20 protein-coding genes are annotated in these 24,031 nt (G+C 70.8%); 10 read left to right on the top strand and 10 right to left on the bottom strand.

The window, feature by feature from the left end:
• Window positions 1–31: 31 nt before the first annotated feature.
• A complete protein-coding gene (groL, locus tag DFR69_RS09305) occupies window positions 32–1,642 on the top strand; it encodes a chaperonin GroEL (protein WP_110037082.1) in 1,611 nt (536 codons plus the stop codon).
• Window positions 1,643–1,702: 60 nt separating this feature from the next.
• Here groL and DFR69_RS09300 read toward each other — a convergent pair whose 3' ends face one another.
• The 3 genes from DFR69_RS09300 to DFR69_RS09290 form a co-directional block, all read right to left on the bottom strand.
• On the bottom strand, window positions 1,703–1,954 hold the full coding sequence (locus tag DFR69_RS09300) for an RskA family anti-sigma factor (protein WP_110037081.1): 252 nt from the start codon (window positions 1,952–1,954) through the stop codon (window positions 1,703–1,705).
• 1 nt (window position 1,955) lies between these two features.
• Window positions 1,956–2,573: a sigma-70 family RNA polymerase sigma factor gene (locus tag DFR69_RS09295; RefSeq protein WP_373867072.1), complete on the bottom strand. Its 618-nt coding sequence runs from the start codon at window positions 2,571–2,573 to the stop codon at window positions 1,956–1,958.
• 126 nt (window positions 2,574–2,699) lie between these two features.
• Window positions 2,700–2,993, bottom strand: a complete 294-nt coding sequence (locus tag DFR69_RS09290; RefSeq protein WP_022567299.1) for a WhiB family transcriptional regulator — start codon at window positions 2,991–2,993, stop codon at window positions 2,700–2,702.
• 712 nt (window positions 2,994–3,705) lie between these two features.
• Here DFR69_RS09290 and DFR69_RS09285 point away from each other — a divergent pair.
• The 3 genes from DFR69_RS09285 to DFR69_RS09275 all read left to right on the top strand — a co-directional run bounded on the left by DFR69_RS09285 (window position 3,706) and on the right by DFR69_RS09275 (window position 6,265).
• Window positions 3,706–4,449 carry a hypothetical protein gene (locus tag DFR69_RS09285; RefSeq protein ID WP_244198174.1) on the top strand — a complete coding sequence of 248 codons (744 nt, stop codon included), beginning with the start codon at window positions 3,706–3,708 and terminating at the stop codon, window positions 4,447–4,449.
• Window positions 4,450–4,605: 156 nt separating this feature from the next.
• Window positions 4,606–5,184 carry a sigma-70 family RNA polymerase sigma factor gene (locus DFR69_RS09280; protein WP_110037079.1) on the top strand — a complete coding sequence of 193 codons (579 nt, stop codon included), beginning with the start codon at window positions 4,606–4,608 and terminating at the stop codon, window positions 5,182–5,184.
• Window positions 5,185–5,293: 109 nt separating this feature from the next.
• Entirely contained in the window at window positions 5,294–6,265 is a 972-nt protein-coding gene (locus tag DFR69_RS09275; protein ID WP_110037078.1) for an anti-sigma-D factor RsdA, read from the top strand.
• Between the two features lie 122 nt (window positions 6,266–6,387).
• On the opposite strand, the gene DFR69_RS09270 is transcribed toward DFR69_RS09275, so the two are convergent.
• Window positions 6,388–6,801 carry a DUF5319 domain-containing protein gene (locus tag DFR69_RS09270; RefSeq protein ID WP_022567296.1) on the bottom strand — a complete coding sequence of 138 codons (414 nt, stop codon included), beginning with the start codon at window positions 6,799–6,801 and terminating at the stop codon, window positions 6,388–6,390.
• Between the two features lie 218 nt (window positions 6,802–7,019).
• Between DFR69_RS09270 and guaB the strand changes: the two genes are divergently transcribed.
• Both guaB and DFR69_RS09260 read left to right on the top strand, forming a co-directional pair.
• Complete coding sequence (gene guaB / locus DFR69_RS09265; protein WP_186817505.1) at window positions 7,020–8,564, top strand: IMP dehydrogenase; 1,545 nt, start codon at window positions 7,020–7,022, stop codon at window positions 8,562–8,564.
• A gap of 111 nt (window positions 8,565–8,675) precedes the next feature.
• A complete protein-coding gene (locus tag DFR69_RS09260; protein ID WP_110037077.1) occupies window positions 8,676–9,830 on the top strand; it encodes a GuaB3 family IMP dehydrogenase-related protein in 1,155 nt (384 codons plus the stop codon).
• Here the strand turns inward: DFR69_RS09260 and DFR69_RS09255 are convergent.
• Entirely contained in the window at window positions 9,827–10,627 is an 801-nt protein-coding gene (locus DFR69_RS09255) for an alpha/beta fold hydrolase (protein WP_167456204.1), read from the bottom strand. The two genes, DFR69_RS09260 and DFR69_RS09255, sit on opposite strands and share 4 nt — an antisense overlap.
• 104 nt (window positions 10,628–10,731) lie before the next feature.
• Between DFR69_RS09255 and guaA the strand changes: the two genes are divergently transcribed.
• The gene (gene guaA / locus DFR69_RS09250; RefSeq protein ID WP_110037075.1) at window positions 10,732–12,309 is read left to right on the top strand and encodes a glutamine-hydrolyzing GMP synthase; all 1,578 of its coding nucleotides are present in this window, start codon (window positions 10,732–10,734) and stop codon (window positions 12,307–12,309) included.
• 163 nt (window positions 12,310–12,472) lie between these two features.
• Here guaA and DFR69_RS09245 read toward each other — a convergent pair whose 3' ends face one another.
• From DFR69_RS09245 to DFR69_RS09230, 4 genes are all read right to left on the bottom strand, one after another.
• Window positions 12,473–12,685 carry a hypothetical protein gene (locus DFR69_RS09245; RefSeq protein ID WP_110037074.1) on the bottom strand — a complete coding sequence of 71 codons (213 nt, stop codon included), beginning with the start codon at window positions 12,683–12,685 and terminating at the stop codon, window positions 12,473–12,475.
• Window positions 12,678–14,384, bottom strand: coding sequence for a PspC domain-containing protein (locus tag DFR69_RS09240; RefSeq protein ID WP_308633275.1), 1,707 nt, complete (start codon window positions 14,382–14,384; stop codon window positions 12,678–12,680). The genes DFR69_RS09245 and DFR69_RS09240 overlap by 8 nt, the downstream gene beginning before the upstream one ends.
• A 65-nt stretch (window positions 14,385–14,449) precedes the next feature.
• A complete protein-coding gene (locus DFR69_RS09235; protein ID WP_110037072.1) occupies window positions 14,450–18,292 on the bottom strand; it encodes an NACHT and WD repeat domain-containing protein in 3,843 nt (1,280 codons plus the stop codon).
• A gap of 82 nt (window positions 18,293–18,374) precedes the next feature.
• Window positions 18,375–19,004, bottom strand: coding sequence for an MspA family porin (locus DFR69_RS09230; protein WP_167456203.1), 630 nt, complete (start codon window positions 19,002–19,004; stop codon window positions 18,375–18,377).
• Between the two features lie 824 nt (window positions 19,005–19,828).
• On the opposite strand from DFR69_RS09230, the gene DFR69_RS09225 reads away from it, so the two are divergent.
• Window positions 19,829–21,187, top strand: coding sequence for an ATP-binding protein (locus DFR69_RS09225; RefSeq protein WP_110037525.1), 1,359 nt, complete (start codon window positions 19,829–19,831; stop codon window positions 21,185–21,187).
• 96 nt (window positions 21,188–21,283) lie between these two features.
• Window positions 21,284–21,925 carry a response regulator gene (locus tag DFR69_RS09220; protein WP_373867128.1) on the top strand — a complete coding sequence of 214 codons (642 nt, stop codon included), beginning with the start codon at window positions 21,284–21,286 and terminating at the stop codon, window positions 21,923–21,925.
• Here the strand turns inward: DFR69_RS09220 and DFR69_RS09215 are convergent, their stop codons facing one another.
• Window positions 21,926–23,053: a serine/threonine-protein kinase gene (locus tag DFR69_RS09215; RefSeq protein ID WP_110037069.1), complete on the bottom strand. Its 1,128-nt coding sequence runs from the start codon at window positions 23,051–23,053 to the stop codon at window positions 21,926–21,928. It lies immediately after the preceding gene.
• A gap of 209 nt (window positions 23,054–23,262) precedes the next feature.
• Between DFR69_RS09215 and DFR69_RS09210 the strand changes: the two genes are divergently transcribed.
• Window positions 23,263–24,018: a hypothetical protein gene (locus DFR69_RS09210; protein WP_110037068.1), complete on the top strand. Its 756-nt coding sequence runs from the start codon at window positions 23,263–23,265 to the stop codon at window positions 24,016–24,018.
• Window positions 24,019–24,031: the final 13 nt, after the last annotated feature.

Genomic DNA, 24,031 nt, shown 5'->3' with positions numbered 1-24,031 from the left:
GCCGCAATCAGACACAGGAGCTGAATCCTTTATGGCAAAGCAGATCGAGTTCGACGAGAAGGCTCGCCGGGCTCTGGAACGCGGTGTCGACAAGCTCGCCGACGCCGTCAAGGTGACCCTCGGTCCCCGTGGCCGCCACGTCGTGCTGGCCAAGGCCTTCGGTGGCCCGACCGTGACCAACGACGGTGTCACCATCGCGCGTGACATCGACCTCGAGGACCCCTTCGAGAACCTCGGCGCCCAGCTCGTCAAGAGCGTCGCCACCAAGACCAACGACGTCGCGGGCGACGGCACCACCACCGCCACCGTGCTGGCCCAGGCGTTCGTGCGCGCCGGCCTGAAGAACGTCGCAGCGGGCGCCAACCCGATCTCGCTCGGCCAGGGCATCGCGCTGGCCTCGGAGAAGGTGTCGGAGGTGCTGCTCGCCGCGGCCACCCCGGTCTCCGGTGAACAGGCCATCGCCCAGGTCGCCACCGTCTCCTCGCGCGACGAGGAGATCGGCGAGATGGTCGGCAAGGCGCTGACCACCGTCGGCAAGGACGGCGTCGTCACCGTCGAGGAGTCGTCGAGCACGCACACCGAGCTCGTCGTCACCGAGGGCGTGCAGTTCGACAAGGGCTACCTCTCGCCCTACTTCCAGACCGATCCCGAGACCCAGCAGGCCGTGCTGGAGGACACCTACGTCCTGCTGCACCGCGACAAGATCAGCTCGCTGCCCGACCTGCTGCCGCTGCTCGAGAAGATCGCCGAGTCCGGCAAGGCCGTGCTGATCATCGCCGAGGACGTCGAGGGCGAGGCGCTGTCCACCCTGGTGGTCAACTCCATCCGCAAGACGATCAAGGCCGTCGCGGTCAAGGCGCCGTTCTTCGGCGACCGCCGCAAGGCGTTCCTCGACGACCTGGCCGTCGTCACCGGTGGCACCGTGATCAACCCCGATCTCGGCATCACCCTGCGCGAGGCGACCATCGAGCAGCTGGGCCAGGCCCGGCGCGTGGTGGTCACCAAGGACGAGACCGTCATCATCGACGGTGCGGGCAGCGCGGAGGACATCGCGGCCCGTGGCGCGCAGCTGCGCCGCGAGATCGAGGCCACCGACTCCGACTGGGACCGCGAGAAGCTCGAGGAGCGCCTCGCCAAGCTGGCCGGCGGCGTCGCGGTGATCCGCGTCGGCGCGGCCACCGAGACCGCGCTCAAGGAGCGCAAGTACCGCGTCGACGACGCGGTCGCCGCCGCCAAGGCCGCGGTCGAGGAGGGCATCGTCCCCGGTGGCGGCACCGCCCTGGCGCAGGCCGCGACCGCGCTGACCGAGCTGCGTGACTCGCTGACCGGCGACCAGCGCATCGGCGTCGAGGTCGTCCGCAAGGGCCTCGAGGCGCCGCTGTTCTGGATCGCCACCAACGCCGGCGTCGACGGCGCCGTCGTGGTCAGCAAGGTCGCCGAGGGCAAGGACGGCTTCAACGCCGCCACCCTCGCCTACGGTGACCTGCTCACCGACGGTGTCGTCGATCCGGTCAAGGTGACCCGCTCCGCCGTGGTGAACGCCGCCTCGGTCGCGCGGATGATCCTGACCACCGAGAGCGCCGTCGTGGACAAGCCCGAGGAAGAGGCCGACGACCACGGCCACCACGGGCACGCGCACTGACGCAACGCACGACGAAGGCCCCTGGACCGCACTGCGGTTCGGGGGCCTTTGTGGTGTGGGCTAGCTCGCTACCGGGGGCTCCTCGGCCTCGATCGCGGCCAGCAGGCGCGCGCGCAGGGAGGGCGGCGGCGGGGTCGGGGTACTCGCTCCGATCACGGCGAGAACCTCGCGGGTGCCGCGGAGCTCTCGCCGGAAATCGGAACAGAGGGTGGGGTCTTCGTTGTCGATGATGGTCTGAATGGCGTGATGGTCTTCGTCGTCGATCAATCCGAGCGCGACGGTGTGCGCGAGATCGATCTGGGCTTCGTTCATCTCACGTCACCCCCAAACTTTTCTTCAGTCGTGTCAATCCGTCCCGTATACGGGACTTAACGGTCGGTAACCCAATGCCGAGGTGCTGAGCTACCTCCGCGTAGGTGCGCCCGCCGTAGTAGGCGAGCGAGATCGCCTCGCGTTGGGTCTCGGTCAGTGTCGAGAGCCCGCGCTGGACGGCCTGTTGTTCGAGTCTGCGTTCCACCTCCTCCGTGACCTCGTCGAATTCGTTGCCGAGCACCCGGACCCCGTACGCGACCTCGCGCTGGGTGTGGGCTTGCTCGGCGCGAACCCGGTCGACCGCCCGTCGGTGTGCCAGCGTCATCAGCCAGGTCACCGCAGACCCCTTGGTGGGGTCGAAACTCGTTGCGGTGCGCCAGATCTGGAGATAGACCTCTTGCGTGGTCTCCTCCGCGTATCCGGGGTCGTGGAGGACCCGGAGGATCAGGCCGAAGACGCGTGCGGACGTCCGGTCGTACAGTTCGGCAAAGGCTTGCTGGTCGGACATGCCGCATCGTTCCAACAGTGCAGCTAGCTCGACTCCTTCGGCCGCGCGTGCGGTAACCGCAGAATCCACGCTCGGTGGGAAGGCTTCGCTTCGGAACCCATTCTGTGTCATCGGTCACGAATGTAGCCCGCGGCTATGACCTCCCTTCGCCCGGGGTGCCTTTGGATCGCGTGCCAGCTGTTTGCTAGAGATTCGGCACGCCACGCCGGGCGGATGGGATTTGATTTGCCGAGCTATCTACACGGCCATGCGGCGCCGGTTGCGGCGCGCGTGCATCTCCCGCTCGGTCTCCGACATCCCGCCCCAGATGCCGTACGGCTCGCTGACCTTGAGGGCATGGGTGCGGCACTGCATCAGCACGGGGCAGGCCCGGCAGATCTCCTTGGCGCGCATCTCGCGCGCGGTGCGGGCACGGCCACGCTCGCCGTCGGGGTGGAAGAAGACGGCGGAGTCCTGACCGCGGCACGAGCCACGCATCTGCCAATCCCAGACGTCGGCGTTCGGACCGGGGAGGTGGGTGGGCATGGGCATGTGAACTCCTTGTGGTGCGAGCTCGTCAGCGTTGTCGAGCGACGTGGTGCGGCAGGTCTTCGCGCCACCTGGTGCGGTGGCCGGCTCGACGGTGCCTGACGGTGCGCCTTGAGGTGGTCGCTGCAATTTCGCGCGGCGCCGACCCCGGCGATGAGCTACGTTAGGTGCAGGCGGGAAATTCCGTCAATAGTTCCGCGCACTGATTCCGCAAATCCACAACGCTGAAATTTAACCTGCGAACTGTTTACATTTCACTTCCGATTCGTCCATACTGTTCGGTTGGCTATGGGTCGGTCCATGTGCGGTGTCCCTCGGTTCCGTGGTTTTCCCAGGTCGCGCGCTCATAGCCGGTGTACGGCCTGGTGAACGGCCCGCGGGACGGGTGGTGCGGGTCACAACCCCCGTCGGCGTCGAGGACCGCGCAGATGGCGGAAACGGGGCGCCGAGGTTAATTGCGCGAAACGCATGTGAATTCGAAACATTGCGGTAGAGGCGCCTACGGTCGGAGATTTACCTGATGGCAACATCGGGGCCCCGGAGAAAAGCTGACCGGTTGCTGATGGCGGACGACTGGGACATATCACGAGAACGGCCGCGGCGCGGTGGCGGCTACAGTCTCGGCGTGCAGACAACGGCTTCACCCGCGGATATCGGTTCCGAAATACTCGTTTCGACAGCTTTCGGGCCCACCCCCGGCCGGTCCGCTGCGGAGTTGCCGGAACCCGCGACCCCTGGACAACGATGGCAGCGCGCCGTCGCGCTCGGTGCCCAGGGTCACTACGCCGCCGCCAGAGCCGACCTGTCGATCCTCGCCAGAACCCGGATCGACCCCGCCCTGCGCTCGCTCGCCGCGAGTACCCACGGTTCCCTCGTGCGCCAGCTCGGCGGTCACGCCGCGGCCGCGACCCTCGACGGGCGCGCGGCCGCGTCGGCCAGGGCCGCCACCGGCTCCGCCGGGGCCGAGGCCATGGCCGACGCGCTCACCGGGCTCGCCGCCGACGCGCTCGGCACCGGCAGGCTCGCCCTCGCGCACCGCCTGCTCGGCCGGGTGGAACCGCTGCTGGTCGACGCGCCGGATCGCTGCGCGGTGCGGTGGCACTGGGTGCGCGCGGAGACCGCGCTCGCCGGGGGCGCGGCCGCGCCCGCGCTGGCCGACGCCGAGCGGGCGGCCGAGCTGGCCGCCGCACTGACATCGGTACGGCACCGGGTGAAGTCGGCGCTGCTGGTCGCCGCGGCCACCGCGGCGTCCGGTGACCTCGCGCGCGCGGCCGAGCTCGCCGACGCGGTCGATCTCGCCTGCCGCGAGCACGGCCTGCTGCCGCTGCGCTGGGCGGCCGCGATGCTGCGCGCCGGCGTGGCCGAACCGGCCGCCGCGCAGGTCGCCGCGCGCGAAGCCGCAGATCACGCCGCCCGCATCCGGGCCATGGGCGGGGATTTCGCCGCGCCGTCGCGCTGACCCACCCAAGTGATCTTCCTGAGAGCTCCCCTAGAAGGGACCAGGCCCGCTCGCGGGTGATCTCGGGGTCGCTATTGTTAGTTCCGTTCCGCCACTTCGGTGGAAGCTCGGTCACATCGGACCGCGCCACTCGTAACGCCAGGAAAATCTCTGACGATGACGCATATGGGCGAAGAGTTGGACCTCGCCGTCGCTGCGGCTGCGCAGGGCGACAGGACCGCTTTAGCTCAGGTACTGGAACTGATCCGGCCGCTGGTAGTCCGCTACTGCCGAGCCAGGATCGGAGCCGCGGAGCGCGGGCAGCTCTCCGCGGATGATGTTGCGCAAGAGGTCTGTCTGGCTGTGATGACCGCCCTGCCCCGCTATCAGGATCAGGGGCGGCCCTTCATGGCCTTCGTGTACGGCATCGCTTCGCACAAGGTCGCCGACGCCCATCGCAACGCCGCCCGTAACAAGGCGGAGGCGATGGCCGAAGTACCAGATGTCATATCCACCGACCAGGGACCGGAGCAGCGAGCTCTCGACTCGGAGACGAGCAGGCAGATGAACACTCTGCTGGCCACGCTCCCCGAGAAACATCGGGAAATCCTGATCCTGCGTCTGGTCATGGGTCTGTCAGCAGAGGAAACCGCAGTCGCCGTGGGCAGCACGGCGGGGGCGATACGGGTAGCCCAGCACAGGGCACTCGCGAAACTGAAGTCACAAGTGGCGAGGGCAGGTGAAATGTATGGCTAGGGATGGCGAGCGCGGTCGAGGCGACCGGAAGGTTTGGCGTGGGTCGCACGACAGCGGTCCCTACGCCGCCGAGGATGCCGGTGATTCCGGTCCGGTCGACATTGCGGCGGTGCGCAGCGACGATGCGCTGATCGACGCGATCGCGAGCGACGGACCGGTCCGTACCGACAGCCCCGAGGAGTTCCAGCTGGCGTCGTTGCTTGCCGATTGGCGGGCCGACCTGCTGGCCGAGCCGATGCCGGCAGGTCCTGATCTGGATACCGTCTTCGCGGCGGTCAATCAGGAGATCGGCGCGCGGCAGGTTCGAGTCGGAGCATCCTCGCGCGGACGTCTACGGCTGGTCAGGCCCCTGCTCGGGGCCGCCGCGGCACTGGCCGTGGTCTTCGGTGGTCTCACAGCGTTCTCCTACAGCGCGGCACCCGGCGATCCGCTGTGGCGGGTCAAGGAGGTCGTGTTCAGCGAACAGGCCCAGTCGACGGTCGTGCAGCATGCCGACGACGATCTGGTGGCCGCGCAGAATCTGCTCGACTCCGGCAACCCGGAGCAGGCGCGGGCCCGGCTGGAACAGGCGTCCGCCACCGCCAGCCAGGTCGACGACAAGGGTAAGCGCGAGGATCTGATCGCGCGCTGGAACCTGCTGCGTGATCAGCTCGCCGTGAAGGCGCCCGAGATCGCCGCGCAGCTCCCGACGCCGGCGCCGACGACCCCGGGCCAGACCAAGCCGAGTTCGCCGTCCCCGGCGAGCCCGTCGCCCGCCAATCCCGGCTCGACCGCGCCGGTGGCCCCGACCAACCCCGGTTCGGGCACCGCCGATCCGTCCGAGCCGCCGGTGATCATGCAGACGCCGGGTCCGGAGACCAAGCCGATCGCGCCGGAGCCGACCGAGCCGACGCAGCCGCCGGTGACCACGGTCCCGACGACTCCGCCGCCGGTCACCGTCCCGACGGCGCCGACGACCATCGCCGAACCACCGCCGGTCACCGTGCCGACGGTGGCTCCGACGTCGCAGCAGCTGCCGCCGACGATGCCGATCCCGCCGGTCACCATCCTGCCGGTGCCCCCGGGCGTGCCCTCGCCCTAGCACTCGACGCGAAAGGCCCCGAACCGTTCAGGTTCGGGGCCTTTCGCGTTGCCCGGATGGTCGTCGCGTCGTGACCCGCGCACGCGTGACCGGGGCGGGAGAAGCGGCGCCGTGCGGGCGGCTCAGTTGTCGAAGCCGTCGAACCCGTCGCCGTGGAACGCCTCGTTCATCGACGCGTCGGCGTAGCCGCGGCAGTAGTCCCACGTGACGTACGCCTCGGGCGTCGGGTCGTAGGCGGGCTCGTGCGGACGGACGGTGCCGTCGACGAGTAGCTGGAGCAGGTTCGCCCGCAGCATGTCCCAGTCGTGGTAGTGATCTTGCCGACAATCCTCACAGCTGACGACGAGCCCGCGGATCCCGCGATGGGCCAGCAGGGCTTCGTAGACGGCGAGGTCGGCGAGATCTTCCTCGACCGCGAGGCGCTCATGAGGATCCAGCGGCTCACCGGGCTCGATGGCATCGAGCGCGGCGGACGGGTCGGAGGGGTCTCCGGCGAAGGGATCCGGCGGCAGGCCAGGTGGTAGATGGTCACGCACATCCCCACGGTACGCAGTACTTGGTGGTCTGCGCCAGCGATGCACCGGGCAAGTTTTGCCACGGGCCTCACTTCGCAGGCGTGTTCGCCCGCCGGATACCATGGAATGCAGGCATCGGCGAGCTTGTTCTCACCGACCATCAATCTTTTCCGCTCAGCACCGTCGCATCGCAGCTTTCGGCGTACGTTGCTACCGACGACCAGGAGGGGTCGATCCGAATGAGTAATCCCGTGTCGGGCGAACGAATCGCGGTGCGCCCTCCTACGGGTGGCGACGATCCGAACAAGATCGCCATGCTCGGCCTCACGTTCGACGACGTGCTGTTGCTGCCTGCCGCCTCGGATCTCATCCCCAGTTCCGTCGAGACCTCCAGCAGGCTCACCCGGGAGATCACCCTGCGCACGCCGCTGGTGAGCTCGGCCATGGACACCGTCACCGAGGCGCGCATGGCCATCGCCATGGCGCGTGCGGGCGGTATGGGCGTGCTGCACCGCAACCTCTCGGCCGCCGATCAGGCCGCCCAGGTGGAGACGGTGAAGCGCTCGGAGGCGGGCATGGTGACCGACCCGGTCACCTGTCGTCCCACCGACACCCTCGCCGAGGTCGACGCCATGTGCGCCCGCTTCCGCATCTCGGGCCTGCCCGTGGTGGACGAGACCGGCGCGCTGGTGGGCATCATCACCAACCGCGACATGCGCTTCGAGGTCGACCAGGATCGCCGCGTCGACGAGGTGATGACCAAGGCGCCGTTGATCACCGCCCAGGAGGGCGTCACCGCCGAGGCCGCGCTGGGGCTGCTGCGCCGCCACAAGATCGAGAAGCTGCCGATCGTCGACGGCAACGGCCGCCTGCGCGGCCTGATCACGGTCAAGGACTTCGTCAAGACCGATCAGTACCCGAACGCCACCAAGGACCGCGACGGCCGCCTGCTGGTCGGCGCCGCGATCGGCGTCGGCCAGGACTCCTGGTCGCGCGCGATGACGCTGGCCGACGCCGGGGTCGACGTGCTGATCGTCGACACCGCGCACGGCCACCAGTCGCAGGTGCTGCAGATGGTCTCCAAGGTGAAGGCCGAGGTGGGCGATCGCATCCAGATCGTCGGCGGCAACGTCGCCACCCGCGCGGGCGCCGCGGCGCTCGTCGAGGCGGGCGTCGACGCTGTCAAGGTGGGTGTCGGTCCCGGCTCCATCTGCACCACCCGGGTCGTGGCCGGTGTCGGCGCGCCGCAGATCACCGCGATCCTCGAGGCCGTTGCCGCGTGCAAGCCCGCCGGTGTGCCGGTGATCGCCGACGGCGGCGTGCAGTACTCCGGTGACGTCGCCAAGGCCATCGCCGCGGGCGCCTCGACCGTGATGCTCGGCTCGCTGCTCGCGGGCACCGCCGAGTCGCCCGGCGATCTGGTGCTGGTCAACGGCAAGCAGTTCAAGGCCTACCGCGGCATGGGCTCGCTCGGCGCGATGCAGGGCCGCGGTCAGGCCAAGTCGTACTCCAAGGACCGCTACTTCCAGGACGACGTGCTCGCCGAGGACAAGCTGGTCCCCGAGGGCATCGAGGGCCGCGTCCCGTTCCGCGGTCCGGTCAACCAGGTGATCCACCAGCTCGTCGGCGGCCTGCGCGCGGCCATGGGCTACACCGGCTCGCAGAACATCGAGCACCTGCAGAACGCGCAGTTCGTGCAGATCACCGCGGCGGGCCTCAAGGAGAGCCACCCGCACGACATCACCATGACCGTCGAGGCCCCGAACTACACCGGGCGCGGCTGAGTACAATAGATGCGTTTGTGCGCCGGGAGGTACGCTCCCGGCGCACAGCCATGCGGTCGTCGAGGATCGTGACAACGCGCGCACACGCGCGCCCGAACACAGGGAGCAACTGTGCGTGACATGGTGGAAATCGGGATGGGCAGGGTTGCCCGCAGGACTTACGAGCTCGACGATGTCGACATCGTGCCCTCGCGGCGGACCCGGTCGTCGAAGCAGGTCTCGGTGGCCTGGCAGCTCGACGCCTACCGTTTCGAGATCCCGGTGCTCTCGCACCCCACCGACGCGCTGGTCTCGCCCGAGTTCGCGATCGAGCTGGGCCGCCTCGGCGGCCTCGGCGTGATCAACGGCGAGGGCCTGTGGGCGCGGCACGCCGACGTGCAGGACAAGGTCGATCAGCTGATCGACCTCGTCGACAAGGGCGGCTACGAACGCGCCATCTCCCTGCTGCAGGAATTACACGCGGCACCGATGCAGCCCGACCTGCTCGCGGCCGCGGTCGCGCAGGTGCGCGCGGCGGGCGTGACGGTCGCGGTGCGGGTGAGCCCGCAGAACGCGCGCGCGCTCACCCCGGCGCTGGTGCAGGCCGGTGTCGACCTGCTGGTCGTGCAGGGCACCATCATCTCCGCCGAGCACGTCGGCGACGGTGAGCCGCTGAACCTCAAGACCTTCATCGCCGAGCTGGACGTGCCGGTCGTGGCCGGTGGCGTGAGCGATCACCGCACCGCGCTGCACCTGATGCGCACCGGCGCCGCGGGCGTCATCGTCGGCTACGGCTCCTACCCGGGCGCCACCACCACCGGCGAGGTGCTCGGCATCGGCGTGCCGATGGCGACCGCGATCGCCGACGCCGCCGCGGCCCGCCGCGACTACCTCGACGAGACCGGCGGCCGCTACGTGCACGTCATCGCCGACGGTGACGTGGCCACCTCCGGCCAGCTCGCCAAGGCCATCGCCTGCGGCGCCGACGCCGTGATGCTCGGTGTGCCGCTGTCGGTCTCGGCCGAGGCGCCCGGTCGCGGCTGGTACTGGCCCTCGGCCACCGCGCACCCGTCGGTGCCGCGCGGCTCGTTCCTGCCGGTCGACGAGTCCTGGCTCGACGGCGCCGACGGCACCGTCACCCGGCCGAGTCTCGAGCGCGTGCTCTACGGCCCGTCCGACGACCCGTTCGGTTCGCTGAACCTGGTCGGCGGCCTGCGCCGCTCGATGGCCAAGGCAGGCTACTCCGACCTCAAGGAATTCCAGAAGGTCGGGCTCAGCGTTCGCTAACGCACGTGGGCGAGTGAGACCCGCTCCCGCAGGAAGCGCGCGATCGCCGCGTTCACCGGTTCGGGGTGGGTCATCGTCACGGCGAGACGGGCGCCATCGATCTCCACGAATGTGGAGGCGGTGAGCCCGTCGGCCAGCGTGCGGGCGCGGGTGCCCGCGATGCCGCTGTGGGTCGCGTGGATGATCAGCGCGGGGCAGGTGATCTCGCGCAGCCGGTCGAGGACCGAGTCGCGCCCGAGCAGGCAGCCGACGGCGGCGTCGAGGCCGTTGTGCGCGTCGCCGACCCAGCGCCTGGTCCAGATGTCGCGGTACCAGGCGTCGTCGCCGATGAGCCAGTCGGCGAGGCGGTTGGCGGCTTCCTCGCGCGAGCCCTTGTCGTGCCACTCGTCGAGGAAGCGCTGGGTCGCGGTGGACTGTTCCGGCGTCGGCCCGTGCGCCTCGGTGCTGATGAGGATGAGCGCGGCCACCCGTTCCGGCGCGACCAGCGCGGTGCGCAGCGCGGTGAACCCGCCCTGGGCGGTCCCGCCGACGATGGCGCGTTCGGCGCCGATGTCGTCGAGGATCGTCAGCGCGTCGCGCGCGGCGGTCCAATACGTGAACGGCAGTCGCTGATCCCTGGTGCGGCCGTGCCCGCGCGCGTCCCAGGCCACGATCCGGAATTCGGGGGAGAGAGCGGCCTGCTGCGAGGCGAACATCGTGCGGTCCATGAAGAACTCGTGGGCCAGCAACACCACCGGCCCCGTGCCACCGCTGTCCTCGTAGTAGATGTCGGCATCGATCGCGCGGGCGAATGGCACGAGCACGAGGATAGCCAGGTCGGCGCCGTCATGCGCAATGTTCGCCCGACGCGTGTAGCGACCACCGATCCCGCTGCTCGCCCGTCGTGTGCCGTCACTAAACTGTGGCGGTGGCAGAAACTCAGAGACCGGTCCTCGTCGTCGACTTCGGCGCGCAATACGCCCAGCTGATCGCTCGGCGGGTGCGCGAGTCACGGGTGTTCTCCGAGGTGATTCCACACACCATGACGGTGGAGGAGATCGCCGAGAAGCGGCCGCTGGCCGTGATCCTGTCCGGCGGCCCGTCCAGCGTGTACGCCGAGGGCGCACCGCAACTCGACGCGCGGCTGTTCGACATCGACGTGCCCGTGTTCGGCATCTGCTACGGCTTCCAGGCGATGGCGCAGGCGCTGGGCGGCACGGTCGCCCACACCGGCACCCGCGAGTACGGCCGCACCGAACTCAGCATCGATGGTGGCGTGCTGCACGGTGGTCTGCCGACCCTGCAGCCGGTGTGGATGAGCCACGGTGACGCGGTGACCGATGCCCCGGAGGGGTTCGAGGTCACCGGAACCACCGCGGGCGCCCCGGTCGCCGCGTTCGAGGATCGCGCGCGCCGCCTCGCCGGTGTCCAGTACCACCCCGAGGTCCTGCATTCGCCGCACGGCCAGCAGGTGCTGAGCCGCTTCCTGCACGAGCTGGCCGGCATCCCGCCGCAGTGGACCCCCGCCAACATCGCCGAGTCGCTGATCGAGAGCGTGCGCGAGCAGATCGGCGACGGGCACGCGATCTGCGGTCTGTCCGGCGGTGTCGACTCCGCCGTCGCCGCCGCGCTGGTGCAGCGCGCGATCGGGGACAGGCTCACCTGTGTGTTCGTCGATCACGGTCTGCTGCGGGCCGGTGAGCGCGAGCAGGTGCAGCACGATTTCGTCGCCGCGACCGGTGCCAAGCTGGTCACCGTCGACGCGGTCGACAAGTTCCTCGGCGAGCTGAAGGGCGTCTCCGATCCGGAGGAGAAGCGCAAGATCATCGGCCGCGAGTTCATCCGCTCCTTCGAGGACGCGGTCTCCGGCATCGTCGCCGAGCACGGTGGCGACGGCTCGGCGCCGAAGGTCGAGTTCCTGGTGCAGGGCACCCTGTACCCGGACGTGGTCGAGTCCGGCGGCGGCACCGGCACCGCGAACATCAAGAGCCACCACAATGTCGGTGGCCTGCCCGACGATCTCGAGTTCGAGCTGGTCGAGCCGCTGCGCCTGCTGTTCAAGGACGAGGTCCGCGCGGTCGGCCGCGAGCTGGGCCTGCCCGAGGAGATCGTCGGCCGCCAGCCGTTCCCCGGCCCGGGCCTGGCCATCCGCATCGTCGGCGAGGTGACCGCCGACCGTCTCGACCTGCTCCGCCAGGCCGACGCCATCGCCCGCGAGGAACTCACCGCCGCCGATCTGGACAAGCAGATCTGGCAATGCCCGGTCGTGCTGCTCGCCGACGTGCGTTCGGTGGGCGTGCAGGGCGACGGCCGCACCTACGGCCACCCGATCGTGCTGCGCCCGGTCTCCAGCGAGGACGCGATGACCGCGGACTGGACCCGGCTGCCCTACGACGTGCTCGAGCGCATCTCCACCCGCATCACCAACGAGGTGGCCGAGGTCAACCGCGTTGTCCTCGATGTGACGAGCAAGCCGCCGGGCACTATCGAGTGGGAGTGACGGGCGGCTTCGTCTCGGCCGGAGCCGTGGCCGGCGGTTTGTGCCGGTAGGCCAACAGGATTCGGCCCAGCGGTAGCCCGTTCGCGGGCCGAGCCGGGGGGCTGGTGTTTCCGGAGCCGTTGATGTCGTTCATCGTTCTCGTCTCAGGGTGTTCGGTTGTCTCTCACCGTCGTTTGCGGCTCGGGGCGAAGGTGAGCAGCAGGCCGACGACGATGGCCGCGAGGACCACGCCCCAGCCGATCGGCAGGATGCCGCCGTCGCCGGGGGTCGGCCCGCCGAGCAGGGCCCACACGCTCACCGCGAGGGCGAGCAGGCCGGTGACCAGCAGGGAGAAGGCCGGACGGCGGCGGGTTCCGGGAGCGGTCTGGTCAGCCACGGGTCACCGCCACGTCGCCGAGGTGCATCGTGATGCGCAGGTCGAGGACCGGGGCGCCGGGGGTGTTCGGTCCGGTGATCCCGTCGACACAGCCCGAGTCCGAGACCCGGACATCGCAGGTGGTCTTCACTGTCATTCCTTCCGGCAGGAGTACTTTCGCGTCACCGATGTTCACCGCGACCTCCACGGTGCGGGATTCGGTGAGCTCGAGTCCGCGCAGATCCAAGGTGCCCGAACCGATGTCGAGCGCGTAGCGCGGTTGCAGTTCGGTCACCGAGGTCGGTGCCCAGAGCCGCTCGCCGATGTTTCTGCCCTCGAAGTCGATCGGCCCGATCAGCGAGGCGAGCAGGACGAACCCGGCCAGTGGCGCGGTGAGGACGAGCAGCCCGTAGCCCCGGCGCAGGAAGGCGCCGGCGATGAGGCCGAGGCCGACGACGGCGAGTGCGAAGGCCGCGATGCGCGCCGGTGTCATCCATTCGACGCCGGAGGCGGCGACCGCACCGGCCACGGCGGCGGCCAGGATCGCCAGCCCGATGGTCACCGGGGTGAGCCGCGAGCGCGGCCGCTTCGGCGGTGGCGGGGCGGCCACGGCGTAGCGCGGGGCGGCCTCGGGGAGTTCCCAGGCCAGCGGGGCGATGCTGAGCGGATCGATGCCGGGGGGAACCTGGGCGCCCGCGCGCGGGAAGCCGGGGGTGGGCTGCGGGAATTCCTTCGCCAGGACCGTCGTCGGGTGGTCCGGCTCGGGGGTGCGCTGGTCGAGGTCGGGATTCGGATCGTCCTGGACGGCAGCGAGTTCGGACGAGCCGCCGGTTCGGGGGGACTCGTCGTCCGCCGTCGGGGAGCTCGCGGTGGAGGACTTGGTCAGCTGGACCGAATCCGAGGCGGGCTCACCCGGTTCCGTGGTGGACCCGTCGGCGGTCACGTCCGTGGTGTCCACCACCGCGGTCGCGGAGGTCACGACGTCGGCGGGGACCTCGATCGTGGGCTCGGGGTCCGTCGCGTCCTTGTGCAGGACGACCGTGTCGGTGGCGTCGACGCGCAGCAGCGGGGTGGATTCCGCTGTCGCCGTGCGGCTTTCCTCGCGGGGCAGCACGGTGGTGGCCGGGTCGGGGACGTAGGCGTCGGGCAGCTTCGTGTAGGGGGTGTACATGCCGGTCGGCGGCACGTCGGGGGTGTACGGGTAGCCGCGCACCGGCACGCCGGTCGGGTAGCCCACGGTCGGGTAGTCGCCGGTGCCGTACGCCGCGGCGCGGTAGGTGTCGAAGCCCGTCGGCAGTTCGGGATGCCGGATGTAGAGCATCCACCAGCCCGCCAGCATCAGCCCCATGCTGACCACGCCGGACCCACCGAGCCCGAGCCCGATCGGACCCATGGTCGAGACCGCGATGGCCAGCGCGACGATCAGCACGATCGTCTTGGTCTGCGAATGCCCGCCGCGCGCGTGATCGGTCAGCGCCTCGGCGGCCGAGGCCTCGTTCCCCGCGGAACTCAGCACCAGCCAGGCCAGCAGGTACAACACGATGCCCGCGCCACCGAAGATGGTCGACACCACGAACGCCACCCGCAACAGCACCGGATCGATCCCGTACCGCAGCCCGAACCCGGCCGCGACACCGGCGATCGGCCCCTGCCGCGGCAGCCGGACGGGCCGCGTATGCCACATCTGCTGGATCTGGTCACCGAAGCTCGTTCTGCTCATGCCCTCCATGGTCTGCCCGGCCAGCCCTTTCCCGCATCGGGGGGAACCCTGAGGTTTGCCCGGGTTCAGGAGCAGGGCGGGCGATAGGGGACATGCGGGAGCTGGCGCTCCCAGACCTGTTCGGTGAGCAGGTCACCGGTGGCCGCGCAGATCCGGTCGGCGACCCGCTCCGGGACGAGGTCCCAGACGCCGAGCTGGCCGTTGTCGGTGAGGAATACCAGGTGGCCACCGCCGGGGTGCAGGATCGCTCGCCGATTGCGGCCGTCCGCCGGGCCGATCGGGCCGCTGGCTCGGCGAGGAGCGCGCGGGTCGGTGGTGTCCCACAGCAGGGTGGTGCCGTCGTCGCTGACGGTGGCGAGCAGGCCGTCAGCGGCGGATGCCGAGACGATCGGCGCGATCTCGGTACTGATCGACTCTGTCAGTGGCTCGAGACTTGCTTCGGTCTGGCGCCACAGCCGGAAGTGATCGAAGTCGGCGACGACCGAGCTGTTGTCGTCGGGCAGGTAGACGGAAGTCTGGAAGGCGCCGGCGGGGTCGGGGGCGACACCACCGACGCGGGCCGGACCGCGTGGGTCGTCGAGGTTCCAGACCTGCCGGAGATAGGGCTGGGGCAGGTCGTCCATGTCGAACGAGATCAGCTCCATCCGTTTTCCGTCGGGCGATAGCTGCGCGCGGGTGATGTTGCCGTGTTCCGCGTCGATCGGTCGGCCGAGACGCACCGGCGCCAGCCGGTCACCGATATCCCATAGCTGGACGGTGGTGCCGTAGGTGACGGCCATGCGATTGTTTCCGACCACCGACTGCGCCGTTCCCCGGGCAGGCCAAGCGGGCAGCGCCCGCGGGCTGCGCGGGTCGTCGAGCGCGTAGACGAGCCGTTGGCTGCTCGCGCGGTCGTGCACCGACAGGGTGCGCCCGTCCGGGCTCAACGCCGCATCGGCGAGGTCCGTCGTGCCGGGGATCGTGGACAGCCGGACCGGGCGGGCGGGGTCGGTGGTATCCCAGACCACCATGGTGCCGGTGGCGTACAGGACCACCATCCGGTTCCCGGTCCGGTCGAAGACGGGTGTCTTCGGCAGGCCGGCAACGATGTCCACCACGGACCTCGGCAGTGACCACATTCGCAGCGCGCCGTCGTCTCCTGCCCCGGCCACCAGTCCCCGGCCGGACAGAAAGTCGACCGACTGGGGTCCGGCCTTGCACGGTGACATCACGTAGTACGGGCACGGCACGGGGCTGATCGACATCGTGGGCGCAAGCTGAACCGGCTGGTTCGGATCGGCGATGTTCCACAGCTGCCCGGCACCGTTCGAGCCGGAGGCGAGGATCGTTCCCGCCACGTTGAACGCGATCGAGTTCAGCACGTCGTTGTCCGCGTACCAGGGGGCGCCGACGCGACGCGGATCGCGGGGATCGGCGACGTTCCACAGTTCGATCCGGCTCGACTGGCCGGTGGTTGCCTCGGTCGATCCGTAGGTGGCGAGGGCAAGCGTGCGGCCGACCGGGCTGAACGCGAGGTCGCGCAGGCGCGTGTTGCCCGACGTCGTTTTCGCGGGACCGACCCGACGTGGCGCTCCTGGATCGCCGATATCCCAGAACTCGACGGTATCGGCGTCGTCCACCTCCAACTGAGTCCGGCCGAGCGCGAGCAGGTTGCCGTCCGGGCTGACGGCGACCCGGTGCAGTTGTCTGGAACGATCACCGGACAGCGCGATGGTGGCGGCGTGCGAGGGACGGTCGCGATCGCCGATTCGCCAGAGCGTCAGCGCGTCCGCGCTGACCGCGACCAGGCGTGTGTCGTCACCGGCTACCGCGATCCCGTGTTGGTTCTCGACGCCGAGGGTGTGCAGCAGCCGGGGCGATTCCGGTCGAGCCAGATCCCACAGCTGTACTCCGGACGGTCCGTCGGTCACCGCGTCGGTGCTGTGCGGAACGAAGGCCAGATGATCGATCGGCACGGGGAATTCGCCGCCGAGCCGCCGGGGGCGCGCCGGATCGATGGTGTCCCAGAAGAAGGCTTTTCCGTCGTAGCCGACGGAGGCGAGCATGCCGTCACCGGATCGGCCGACAAGCTCACTGATCCGCTGATCGTGCGCGACGACCGAGCCTGCCAGCGGCAGTTCCTGCGTATTCAGCAGCTGAGTGAGCGTCGACTCGTCAGGGCGCATCCGATAGGCGGCCAGTGACAACTGCGCCGACAGCGACGGATCACTGGCCCTGGTCCGCTGCGCCGCCGCCACCAGTTCGGCGTAGTCGCGGTCGGCGGTGCGCTGGTCGGCGAGTTTGCCGCGGTCCCAGGCCACGACGCCGGTGCCGAGCAGGGCGACGACGACCAGGGCGGCGCCGACGCGCCAGCGCTTGCCGAGGCGGGCGGAGCGACGGGAGGCGTCGAGGAAGGCGCGGGAGCGGGGGCTGGTGGTGCCGCGCGCGTGCTCGGTGGCGGTGTCGAGGCGGGTGCCGCGGTAGAGGAGGGCGGGGTCGCGGGCGGCGGCCTCCCATTCGGTGGCGTCGGCTTCCAGACGCTGGCGCACGAGGTGACCGACGCGATCGGTCGCGATCCAGCCGCGCAGCCGGGGCCAGGCGGTGAGGACGATCTCGTGGGTGAACTGGACCGAGTCGGCGTCGAGGGCGACTAGCCTGCTGGCGGCGAGGACCTCCAGCGCCTGCGCCGTGGCGTCGGGATCGGCGCTGCGGGAGAGCAATTCGGCGCGACCGGCGGTGCGCCGGGTATCGCGCGCGTCCTGCCCGACGGTGACCAGCGAGCCGAGCAGATCCTGGGCGGCCTCCTGCTGCACCGGCGTCAGCTCGCTCCACGCCAGTTCCGCGGTCTCGGCGACCGATCCGGCGACGCCGCCCGCCTTGCGATACCCGGCGACGGTGAGTTTGCGACCCTCGCGTTGCTGCCAGGTCGCGGCCATCACGTGCGAGAGCAGGGGCAGCGAGCCGGGGTCGTAGGCGTCGGTGTCGGCGTGCGCGCCCAGCCCGCGCAGTTCGCTGAGGACCAGCTCTTCCAGGCCCTGTTCGAGGGTGAGCCCGGCCGCGGTCGCGGGCCCGGTGATCGCCCGCGACACCTCCTCCATCGACATCGGACCGAGCAGATAGTGGTTGCGCCGCAGGCTGTCCCGCAGCACCGGGTGGTGCAGGCAGCGTTCGTAGAAGTCGGCCCGCAGGGCGAGCACGACCGTGAGCGGGTCGGCGGCTCGGGTGGTCAGGTCGGCGAGGGCGGTGAGGAAGGACGTGCGCTCGGCCTCGTCGGGACACAGGGTGAACAGTTCCTCGAACTGGTCGACGATCAGGACGCGCGGCTCGGCGGTGTCGACGGCGGCGAGCGCGGCCAGCGGCGCGGCGCCCGGGGTGATGGTGGCCGAGGGCAGGTCGAGGGCGGGGCGAAGGCCCGCGGCCAGCAGTGAGGACTTGCCCGCCCCGGAGGCGCCGATCAGCACCACGATGCCGGTGGTGGCGCGGACCAGGTCGACGAATTCGGTGGTGGCCTGCTCCCGGCCGAAGAACAGCGCGCGCTCGTCGGCGCGGAAGGCGCGCAAGCCGGGATAGGGGCAGGTGTCGCCGTCGGTGGCGGTGGCCGTCCAGGTCACCGATTCCTGCCACAGCCTGCGCCATTCGTGCGGGTCGGCGAGCCGGCGTGGCAGCTCACGCTGGGCCTTCTCGGTGAGATCGACGAGCGTGAGGACCACCGGCAGCAACGATTCGAAGCGGGCGGGCACATTGCGTCCGGCCTTCCAGTCGCTGATCCGCTGGGGTGACGGGGTGCCCGCCTGCGTGCCGCGCATGCGCCGCTCGGTGGCCGCGGCGACCCGGCGCAGGGTCGGATTGCCCGCGGCGGCATAGAGTTCGGCGAAGCGCTGCGCGAAAACCGCACGCGGCGAAGCGCTCTGCGGATCGGTGATGGTCAAGGAACCCCCCGTTCGATGAAAACGACCGAGGGGAATGATATTTGGTGGTTCGGGGCCCGGCACCTCGCCGGGCCCCGATCGATCACAGGAACATGGTGTCGCCGAAGATCGAGTTGGTCGCGCTCACCTGCGGAGTGCTCGCGGTGACGGTCGCCCAGGAGTAGATGTTGAGCGGGCCACCGCAATTGCCCACCATCAGGTGGAAGTCGCGATTCACCAGGTAGGTGGTGCCGGAGCCGAGTGGCATGCTGCCGACATCGATCTTCTTGATCTCGCCCGGCGCGAGCGTCAGGCTCAGGTCGATCCCCGCGAAGATCGACGGACCGATGTCGACCGACGCGTCGGGCCCCGACGAACCGAATCCGGCGGACGCCCCCGCGTCGACGGCGATGCCGCCGTCGAGTCCCACCGAGAGCTCCAGATCCACGGCGCAGGCGACGAGGTAGCCGGATTCGAGGGTGCCGGTGGCCCCGGCGGGCGCGGTGACATAGGCGGTGTTGTTCAGGAACACCTCCCGGTTGGTCGGCATGGCGTTGAGCGCGGGCACCTGCCGGTAGGACTCGTCGGTGTGGCCGAGGGTCAGCTCGAAACCCGCCGGCCCGAGATAGGTGGTCTCGTGCGGCGCCATCGGACCGGCCGCCGCGACGGGCGCGAGCCCGGTGGTGGCGAGTGCGACAGCGGTGGCCCCGAGCACGGTGGTGATGATGTTCAACGTTCCTCCCCTGACTGTCGGCCGTGGATTCCGGCCTGACATCAACGTAGGAACCGGCCCATGGTCCGGGCTGCCGGAAACCCGCTGCAAGAGCGGATAACCGCAGGTGCGAGGGCGGTGACCGGTTATCCGGTCCGGCGTCGCCGAGCGCGTCGTCGGCCGTCCGGTGGCCTCGGTGAATGCCCAGGTAGGGCGGGTTTTCTGTCCGGACCGGACAGTGTTTGCCCAGGTCGGGGCGGCGGGTGGGTGGGCACCCGGCCGGGCGGCGGCACAGCGCGTTGGGTGATCGGCTCGGCGCGGGTGTGGCAGCCCGCGTCCCCGATGCGCGGAAAGCGGCGAGATCAGGGAGATTCCCGATGCCGGGGGTCGGCGGAGCGTGCCACTATCGAAGGATGGATCCGTCTGTTCCTCCGCGCACCGCCGCTCCAGGGGCCGTGGCCTCGTCCGGGCTCGGCGCTGTCCCGGGGAACACCGCACCGCGCTCGTCCGCTGATCCGGGCGCCGGCCCGGCGTACCGGGCACCGGCACCGGGTGCGGTCGGCGCGCCGGGCGCTCCCGTGGCGAACGGTCCCGCGGTCGGCAGCGCGTACAACCCGGGCGGCCCGGCGCGGGGTGTCGCGGCGTCCGGTCCCGGCGCGGCCGCGAATCCGCGCGGTGGGCACTGGCCGCGGGGTCCGCAGCGCTTCGTGGCGCGCACCTTCGGCGCCGGGCACGCCGTCTACGGCGCGCCGCAGCCGTATCTGCCGCCGCAGTCCTACCGCTCGATGCAGCCGTATCAGGGCGCGCCCGCGGGCTACGGCGTCCCGCGCGGCTACCGGCCGGGCATGCTGCCCGCGCCGGGGCCGGAGCCGATCGGCGCGCCGCCCGCGGAGACCCGGCGACTGGTCCGGCGGACCGGCGGACGGGTCGTCGGCGGGGTCGCCGGCGGACTGGCCGATCACCTCGACGTCGACGTGTTCAAGGTGCGGATGGCGTTCGTGCTGCTGTCCGCGCTGATGGGCGCCGGTCTGGTCGCCTACGGCCTGCTGTGGATCTTCACCCCCGCGGGCGGTGACGCGACGAAGCCGACCGGCGACGAGCGCAGGCAGGCCATCGGCCTCGCCCTGCTCGGCCTCGGCCTCACCGCGACGGTGGGCTGGCTGTTCCAGGGCACCGCGGCGCGGGTCATCGCGCCGATCGTGGTGATCGCGGTCGGCGCCGCGCTGGTGTGGCGCGAGTACGACGTCGCCGCGCCGGGCCCGCGCGCCCTGTTCGGCCTGCCCGCGCGACCGTCGGTGATCACCTGGTCGCGGATCGTGGCCGGGGCGACGTTGATCGTGCTCGGCCTCGGGGTGGTGGTGCTGGCCAGGATCGACCTGAGTTCGCTCGGGTCGGCGCTGATCGCGGTGGCGGTCACCCTGATCGGCGCCGGTCTGCTGACGGTGCCGCTGTGGCTGCGGATGGTCCGCGCGCTCAACGCCGAACGCGGCGCCCGCATCCGCAACGAGGAACGCGAGGAGATCGCCTCGCACCTGCACGATTCGGTCCTGCAGACGCTGGCCCTGATCCAGCGCCAGGCCGAGGACCCGCAGGAGGTGCTGCGCCTGGCCCGCAGCCAGGAACGCGAACTGCGCAAGTGGCTCTTCGACGACACCGCGCCCGCCCACTCCAGCCTGGCCACCGCGCTGCGCACGATCGCGGGTGAGGTGGAGGACCAGCACGGGGTGAAGGTCACCCCGGTGACCGTCGGCGATGTCGCGATGGACCCCGGCGACACCGGCGCGGGCCTGCCGAAGGAGCATTTCACCGCCCTGCTCGGCGCCACCCGCGAGGCGCTGGTCAACGCGGCCAAACACGCCGACGTCCCCGAGATCGACCTGTTCGCCGAGGCCGAGCCGCACCAGGTGAGCATCTTCGTCCGTGACCGCGGCGCCGGATTCGACATCGCCACGGTGGCCGACGACCGGCGCGGCATCGCGAAATCCATCTGCGCCAGGATCGAACGCCGGGGCGGCACCGCCGAGATCGACTCCACCGTCGGCCGTGGCACCGAGGTGCGGATCGTGATGCCGCGCACCGACTCCGGCACCGCCGAGCCCGAGGCCGAACCGGCGCCGGACGGCGACGCGGAGGGCTCCGCCGTCGCCGGGCCGGGCCCGGCCGAAGCGGATCACCCGGCGGCCGAGGACCGCGCACACGACTGAGCACCGCGAGATCCGCGCCGGGATCGGCGGCGGGGTGACGCGCTGTGGTACCGATGAACCGAGCCGATCGCACGGTGGGATGAGGGAGAGCTGTCAGTGAGTGTTCGGGTGTTCCTGGTCGACGACCACGCCGTGTTCCGCTCGGGCGTGCGCGCCGAGCTGAGCCGCGAGACCGATATGGAGGTCGTCGGCGAGGCGGGCGGGGTGGCCGAGGCGGTGGCCGGGATCGACGCCGCGCGCCCCGACGTGGTGCTGCTCGATGTGCACATGCCCGACGGCGGCGGCGTCGCGGTGCTGACCGGGATCGCGGAGGGCCCGGTGTGCCTGGCGCTGAGCGTCTCCGACGCCGCCGAGGACGTGATCGCGGTGATCAGGGCGGGCGCGCGGGGGTATGTCACCAAGACGATTTCCGGCGCCGAGCTGGCCGACGGCATCCGTCGGGTGGCAGGCGGCGACGCCGTCTTCAGCCCGCGCCTGGCCGGTTTCGTGCTCGACTCGTTCACCGGCCGCTCGCCGGTCCCCGAGCCGCCGCTCGACCCCGAACTCGATTCGCTCACGCCCCGCGAACTCGAGGTGCTGCGCCTGCTCGCGCGCGGCTACACCTATCGCGAGATCGCCGAGACCCTGTTCATCTCGGTGAAGACGGTGGAGACACACGCCTCGAACGTGCTCCGGAAAACCCAGCAGTCCAATCGAAACGCGTTGACCCGCTGGGCCCACCGCCGCCGCATCGAGTGACTACATCACCGCGATGATGATCGCGATGAGGATGACCAGCCCGATCAGCACGCCCGCGCCGATGGCCAGCGGTGCGCCGTTGGGCAGGTTGTCCAGGAAGCTGCCGGTGCGCGGCGCCGCGGCCGGCGCGGCGACGGGCGCACGCTGGGGACGTGGCAGCGGCGCGGAGTGCGGGCTGCGCAGGCCGCTGGCCCCGTTGCGGGCGGCCCAGGACGGGATGGTGCCGTCCTCGGTGCGCAGCGGCACGCCGAGGATGTAGGCGGCGGTGCCGGGACCGAAGGCGGCGGTGAGGATCTCGTCGCGCGCCTGGGCCATGCTCGGGCGACGCTGCGGCGCGGGCTCGAGCATGTGCAGCAGCGGCTGGGTGAGGATGCCGGTGCGGCTGGGCGGGATGATCTGCCCCATCGCGGCCTTGGTGACGACGTCGTTCTCGTCGCTGTCGAAACCGAACGGCGGCTGGCCCTCCAGCATGGTGTAGAGCGTGGCGCCGAGGGAGAACACGTCGCTGGCCTCGGTGGGCGTGGCGCCGCGGGCGACCTCGGGCGGCAGGTAGGCGGGGGTGCCGGTGATGATGCCCTCGGGGTCCTCGCCGTGGGTGTCGCCCGCGCCACGGGAGATGCCGAAGTCGCTGAGCTTGGCCTTGCCCAGATCGGGGCCGCGGTCGGCGACGAGGATGTTGCCCGGCTTGATGTCGCGGTGCACGATGCCCGCGGCGTGCGCGGCGGCGAGCGCGTCGGCCACCTGCGCGCCGATCTGGGCGACCTCCACGGCGGGCAGCGTGTCGACCATCGAGAGCGCCTTGGCCACGCTGCGCGAGGGTAAGTGCTCCATGACGAGCCAGGGCTCGCCGGCCTCGAGCACCACGTCGTAGACGGCGATGGCGTGCTCGTGGGACAGCTTGGCCGCCACCCGGCCCTCGTGCACGATGCTGCTGCGGATCGCCTCGGCCTCGGCCTCGCTCAGACCGGCCGTGGAGAGCACCTGCTTGATGGCGACGTCCCGGTTCAGCAGCCGGTCGGTCGCGAGCCAGACCGCGCCCATGCCACCGCCGCCCAATTTCGACTGCAGGCGGTAGCGACCCGCGACGAGGTAGTCGGGGCCGATATGGGGACGAGCACGTTCGGTCACGGGTGCGAGGGTAGCCGAATATGCCGATGACTGGCCGGTATCACGGCGCGCGGGTATAAGGCCCCCGCGGTGGACACGGGGGAGGGGTGGGTGTCACGCTGGTCGCTATCGAACGTATATTCGAATACGATCGATAGCTGGAACGGTGCTGTGATTCCGGCGCCGAGCGGTCTCCGCTCACGGGTCCATCGTGGAAGTAGGTGGTGTTGATGGGTTCGGATGCGTCCTCACCCGAGGTCGATGCGCGGGCGGGCGCGATCGCCGACCTGCGCCGCCGCATGGCCGCGGTGCAGGGCCGCCGCGAGACCGCCACCCGGCACATGCCGGGTGACCAGCCGCTACGTCGCGATCTTCTGCCGGTGCCCGGCCCGCTCGCCGACCTGTTGCCCGACGGCGGGCTGCCCAAGGGCGCGGTGGTCGCCTACTCCGGCGCGCACTCGCTGCTCTCCGGTCTGCTCGCCGCGGTGACCGGCGACGGCGGGTACGCCGCGGTGGTCGGCCTGCCCCGGCTCGGTTTGCTGGCCGCCGCCGAGATGGGCGCGCAGTTGTCCAGGCTGGCGGTGATCGCCGACCCGGGCCCCGATCCCGCCGAAGTCGCCGCCGTCCTGCTCGACGGCCTCGATCTGGTGGTCCTCGGCCTCAGCGGGCGCGCCGTCCCGCCCGCCCGCTGCCGTGTCCTGGCCGCCCGTGCCCGCAATCGCGGCGCCACCCTGGTCGTGGCGGGCGGTGCCTGGACCGAGCCGGCCCTGCGGCTGGACACCCGCGTCACCGGCTACGACGGTCTGGGTCCCGGCCGTGGCCGCCTGCGCTCGGTCTGCCTCGACGTGCGCGTCAGCGCCAAGGCAGGCCCGCCGCGACACGGCCGGATAGACCTGTGCGCTGCCGCGGGCCGCACCGAATGGCTCGCGCGCGAACCGGTTTCGCGCCCGGCCGAGGTGCGCGAGCTCAGGGAGGCCGTGTCGTGACGGGCCTGCGGTA

It is taken from the genome of Nocardia neocaledoniensis (genome assembly GCF_003182135.1).
GTDB lineage: Bacteria > Actinomycetota > Actinomycetes > Mycobacteriales > Mycobacteriaceae > Nocardia > Nocardia neocaledoniensis.
This window is presented reverse-complemented; position numbering and strand designations above follow the sequence as displayed.

What these genes read in the sequence shown, in the direction of transcription:
- DFR69_RS09280 (WP_110037079.1), top strand. Translation starts at nt 4,606, where the DNA reads ATGACGCATATGGGCGAAGAGTTGGACCTCGCCGTCGCTGCGGCTGCG.
- DFR69_RS09295 (WP_373867072.1), bottom strand. Translation starts at nt 2,573, where the DNA reads ATGACACAGAATGGGTTCCGAAGCGAAGCCTTCCCACCGAGCGTGGAT.
- DFR69_RS09240 (WP_308633275.1), bottom strand. Translation starts at nt 14,384, where the DNA reads ATGAGCAGAACGAGCTTCGGTGACCAGATCCAGCAGATGTGGCATACG.
- DFR69_RS09300 (WP_110037081.1), bottom strand. Translation starts at nt 1,954, where the DNA reads ATGAACGAAGCCCAGATCGATCTCGCGCACACCGTCGCGCTCGGATTG.
- guaB (WP_186817505.1), top strand. Translation starts at nt 7,020, where the DNA reads ATGAGTAATCCCGTGTCGGGCGAACGAATCGCGGTGCGCCCTCCTACG.
- DFR69_RS09225 (WP_110037525.1), top strand. Translation starts at nt 19,829, where the DNA reads ATGCTGCCCGCGCCGGGGCCGGAGCCGATCGGCGCGCCGCCCGCGGAG.
- DFR69_RS09290 (WP_022567299.1), bottom strand. Translation starts at nt 2,993, where the DNA reads ATGCCCATGCCCACCCACCTCCCCGGTCCGAACGCCGACGTCTGGGAT.
- groL (WP_110037082.1), top strand. Translation starts at nt 32, where the DNA reads ATGGCAAAGCAGATCGAGTTCGACGAGAAGGCTCGCCGGGCTCTGGAA.
- DFR69_RS09210 (WP_110037068.1), top strand. Translation starts at nt 23,263, where the DNA reads ATGGGTTCGGATGCGTCCTCACCCGAGGTCGATGCGCGGGCGGGCGCG.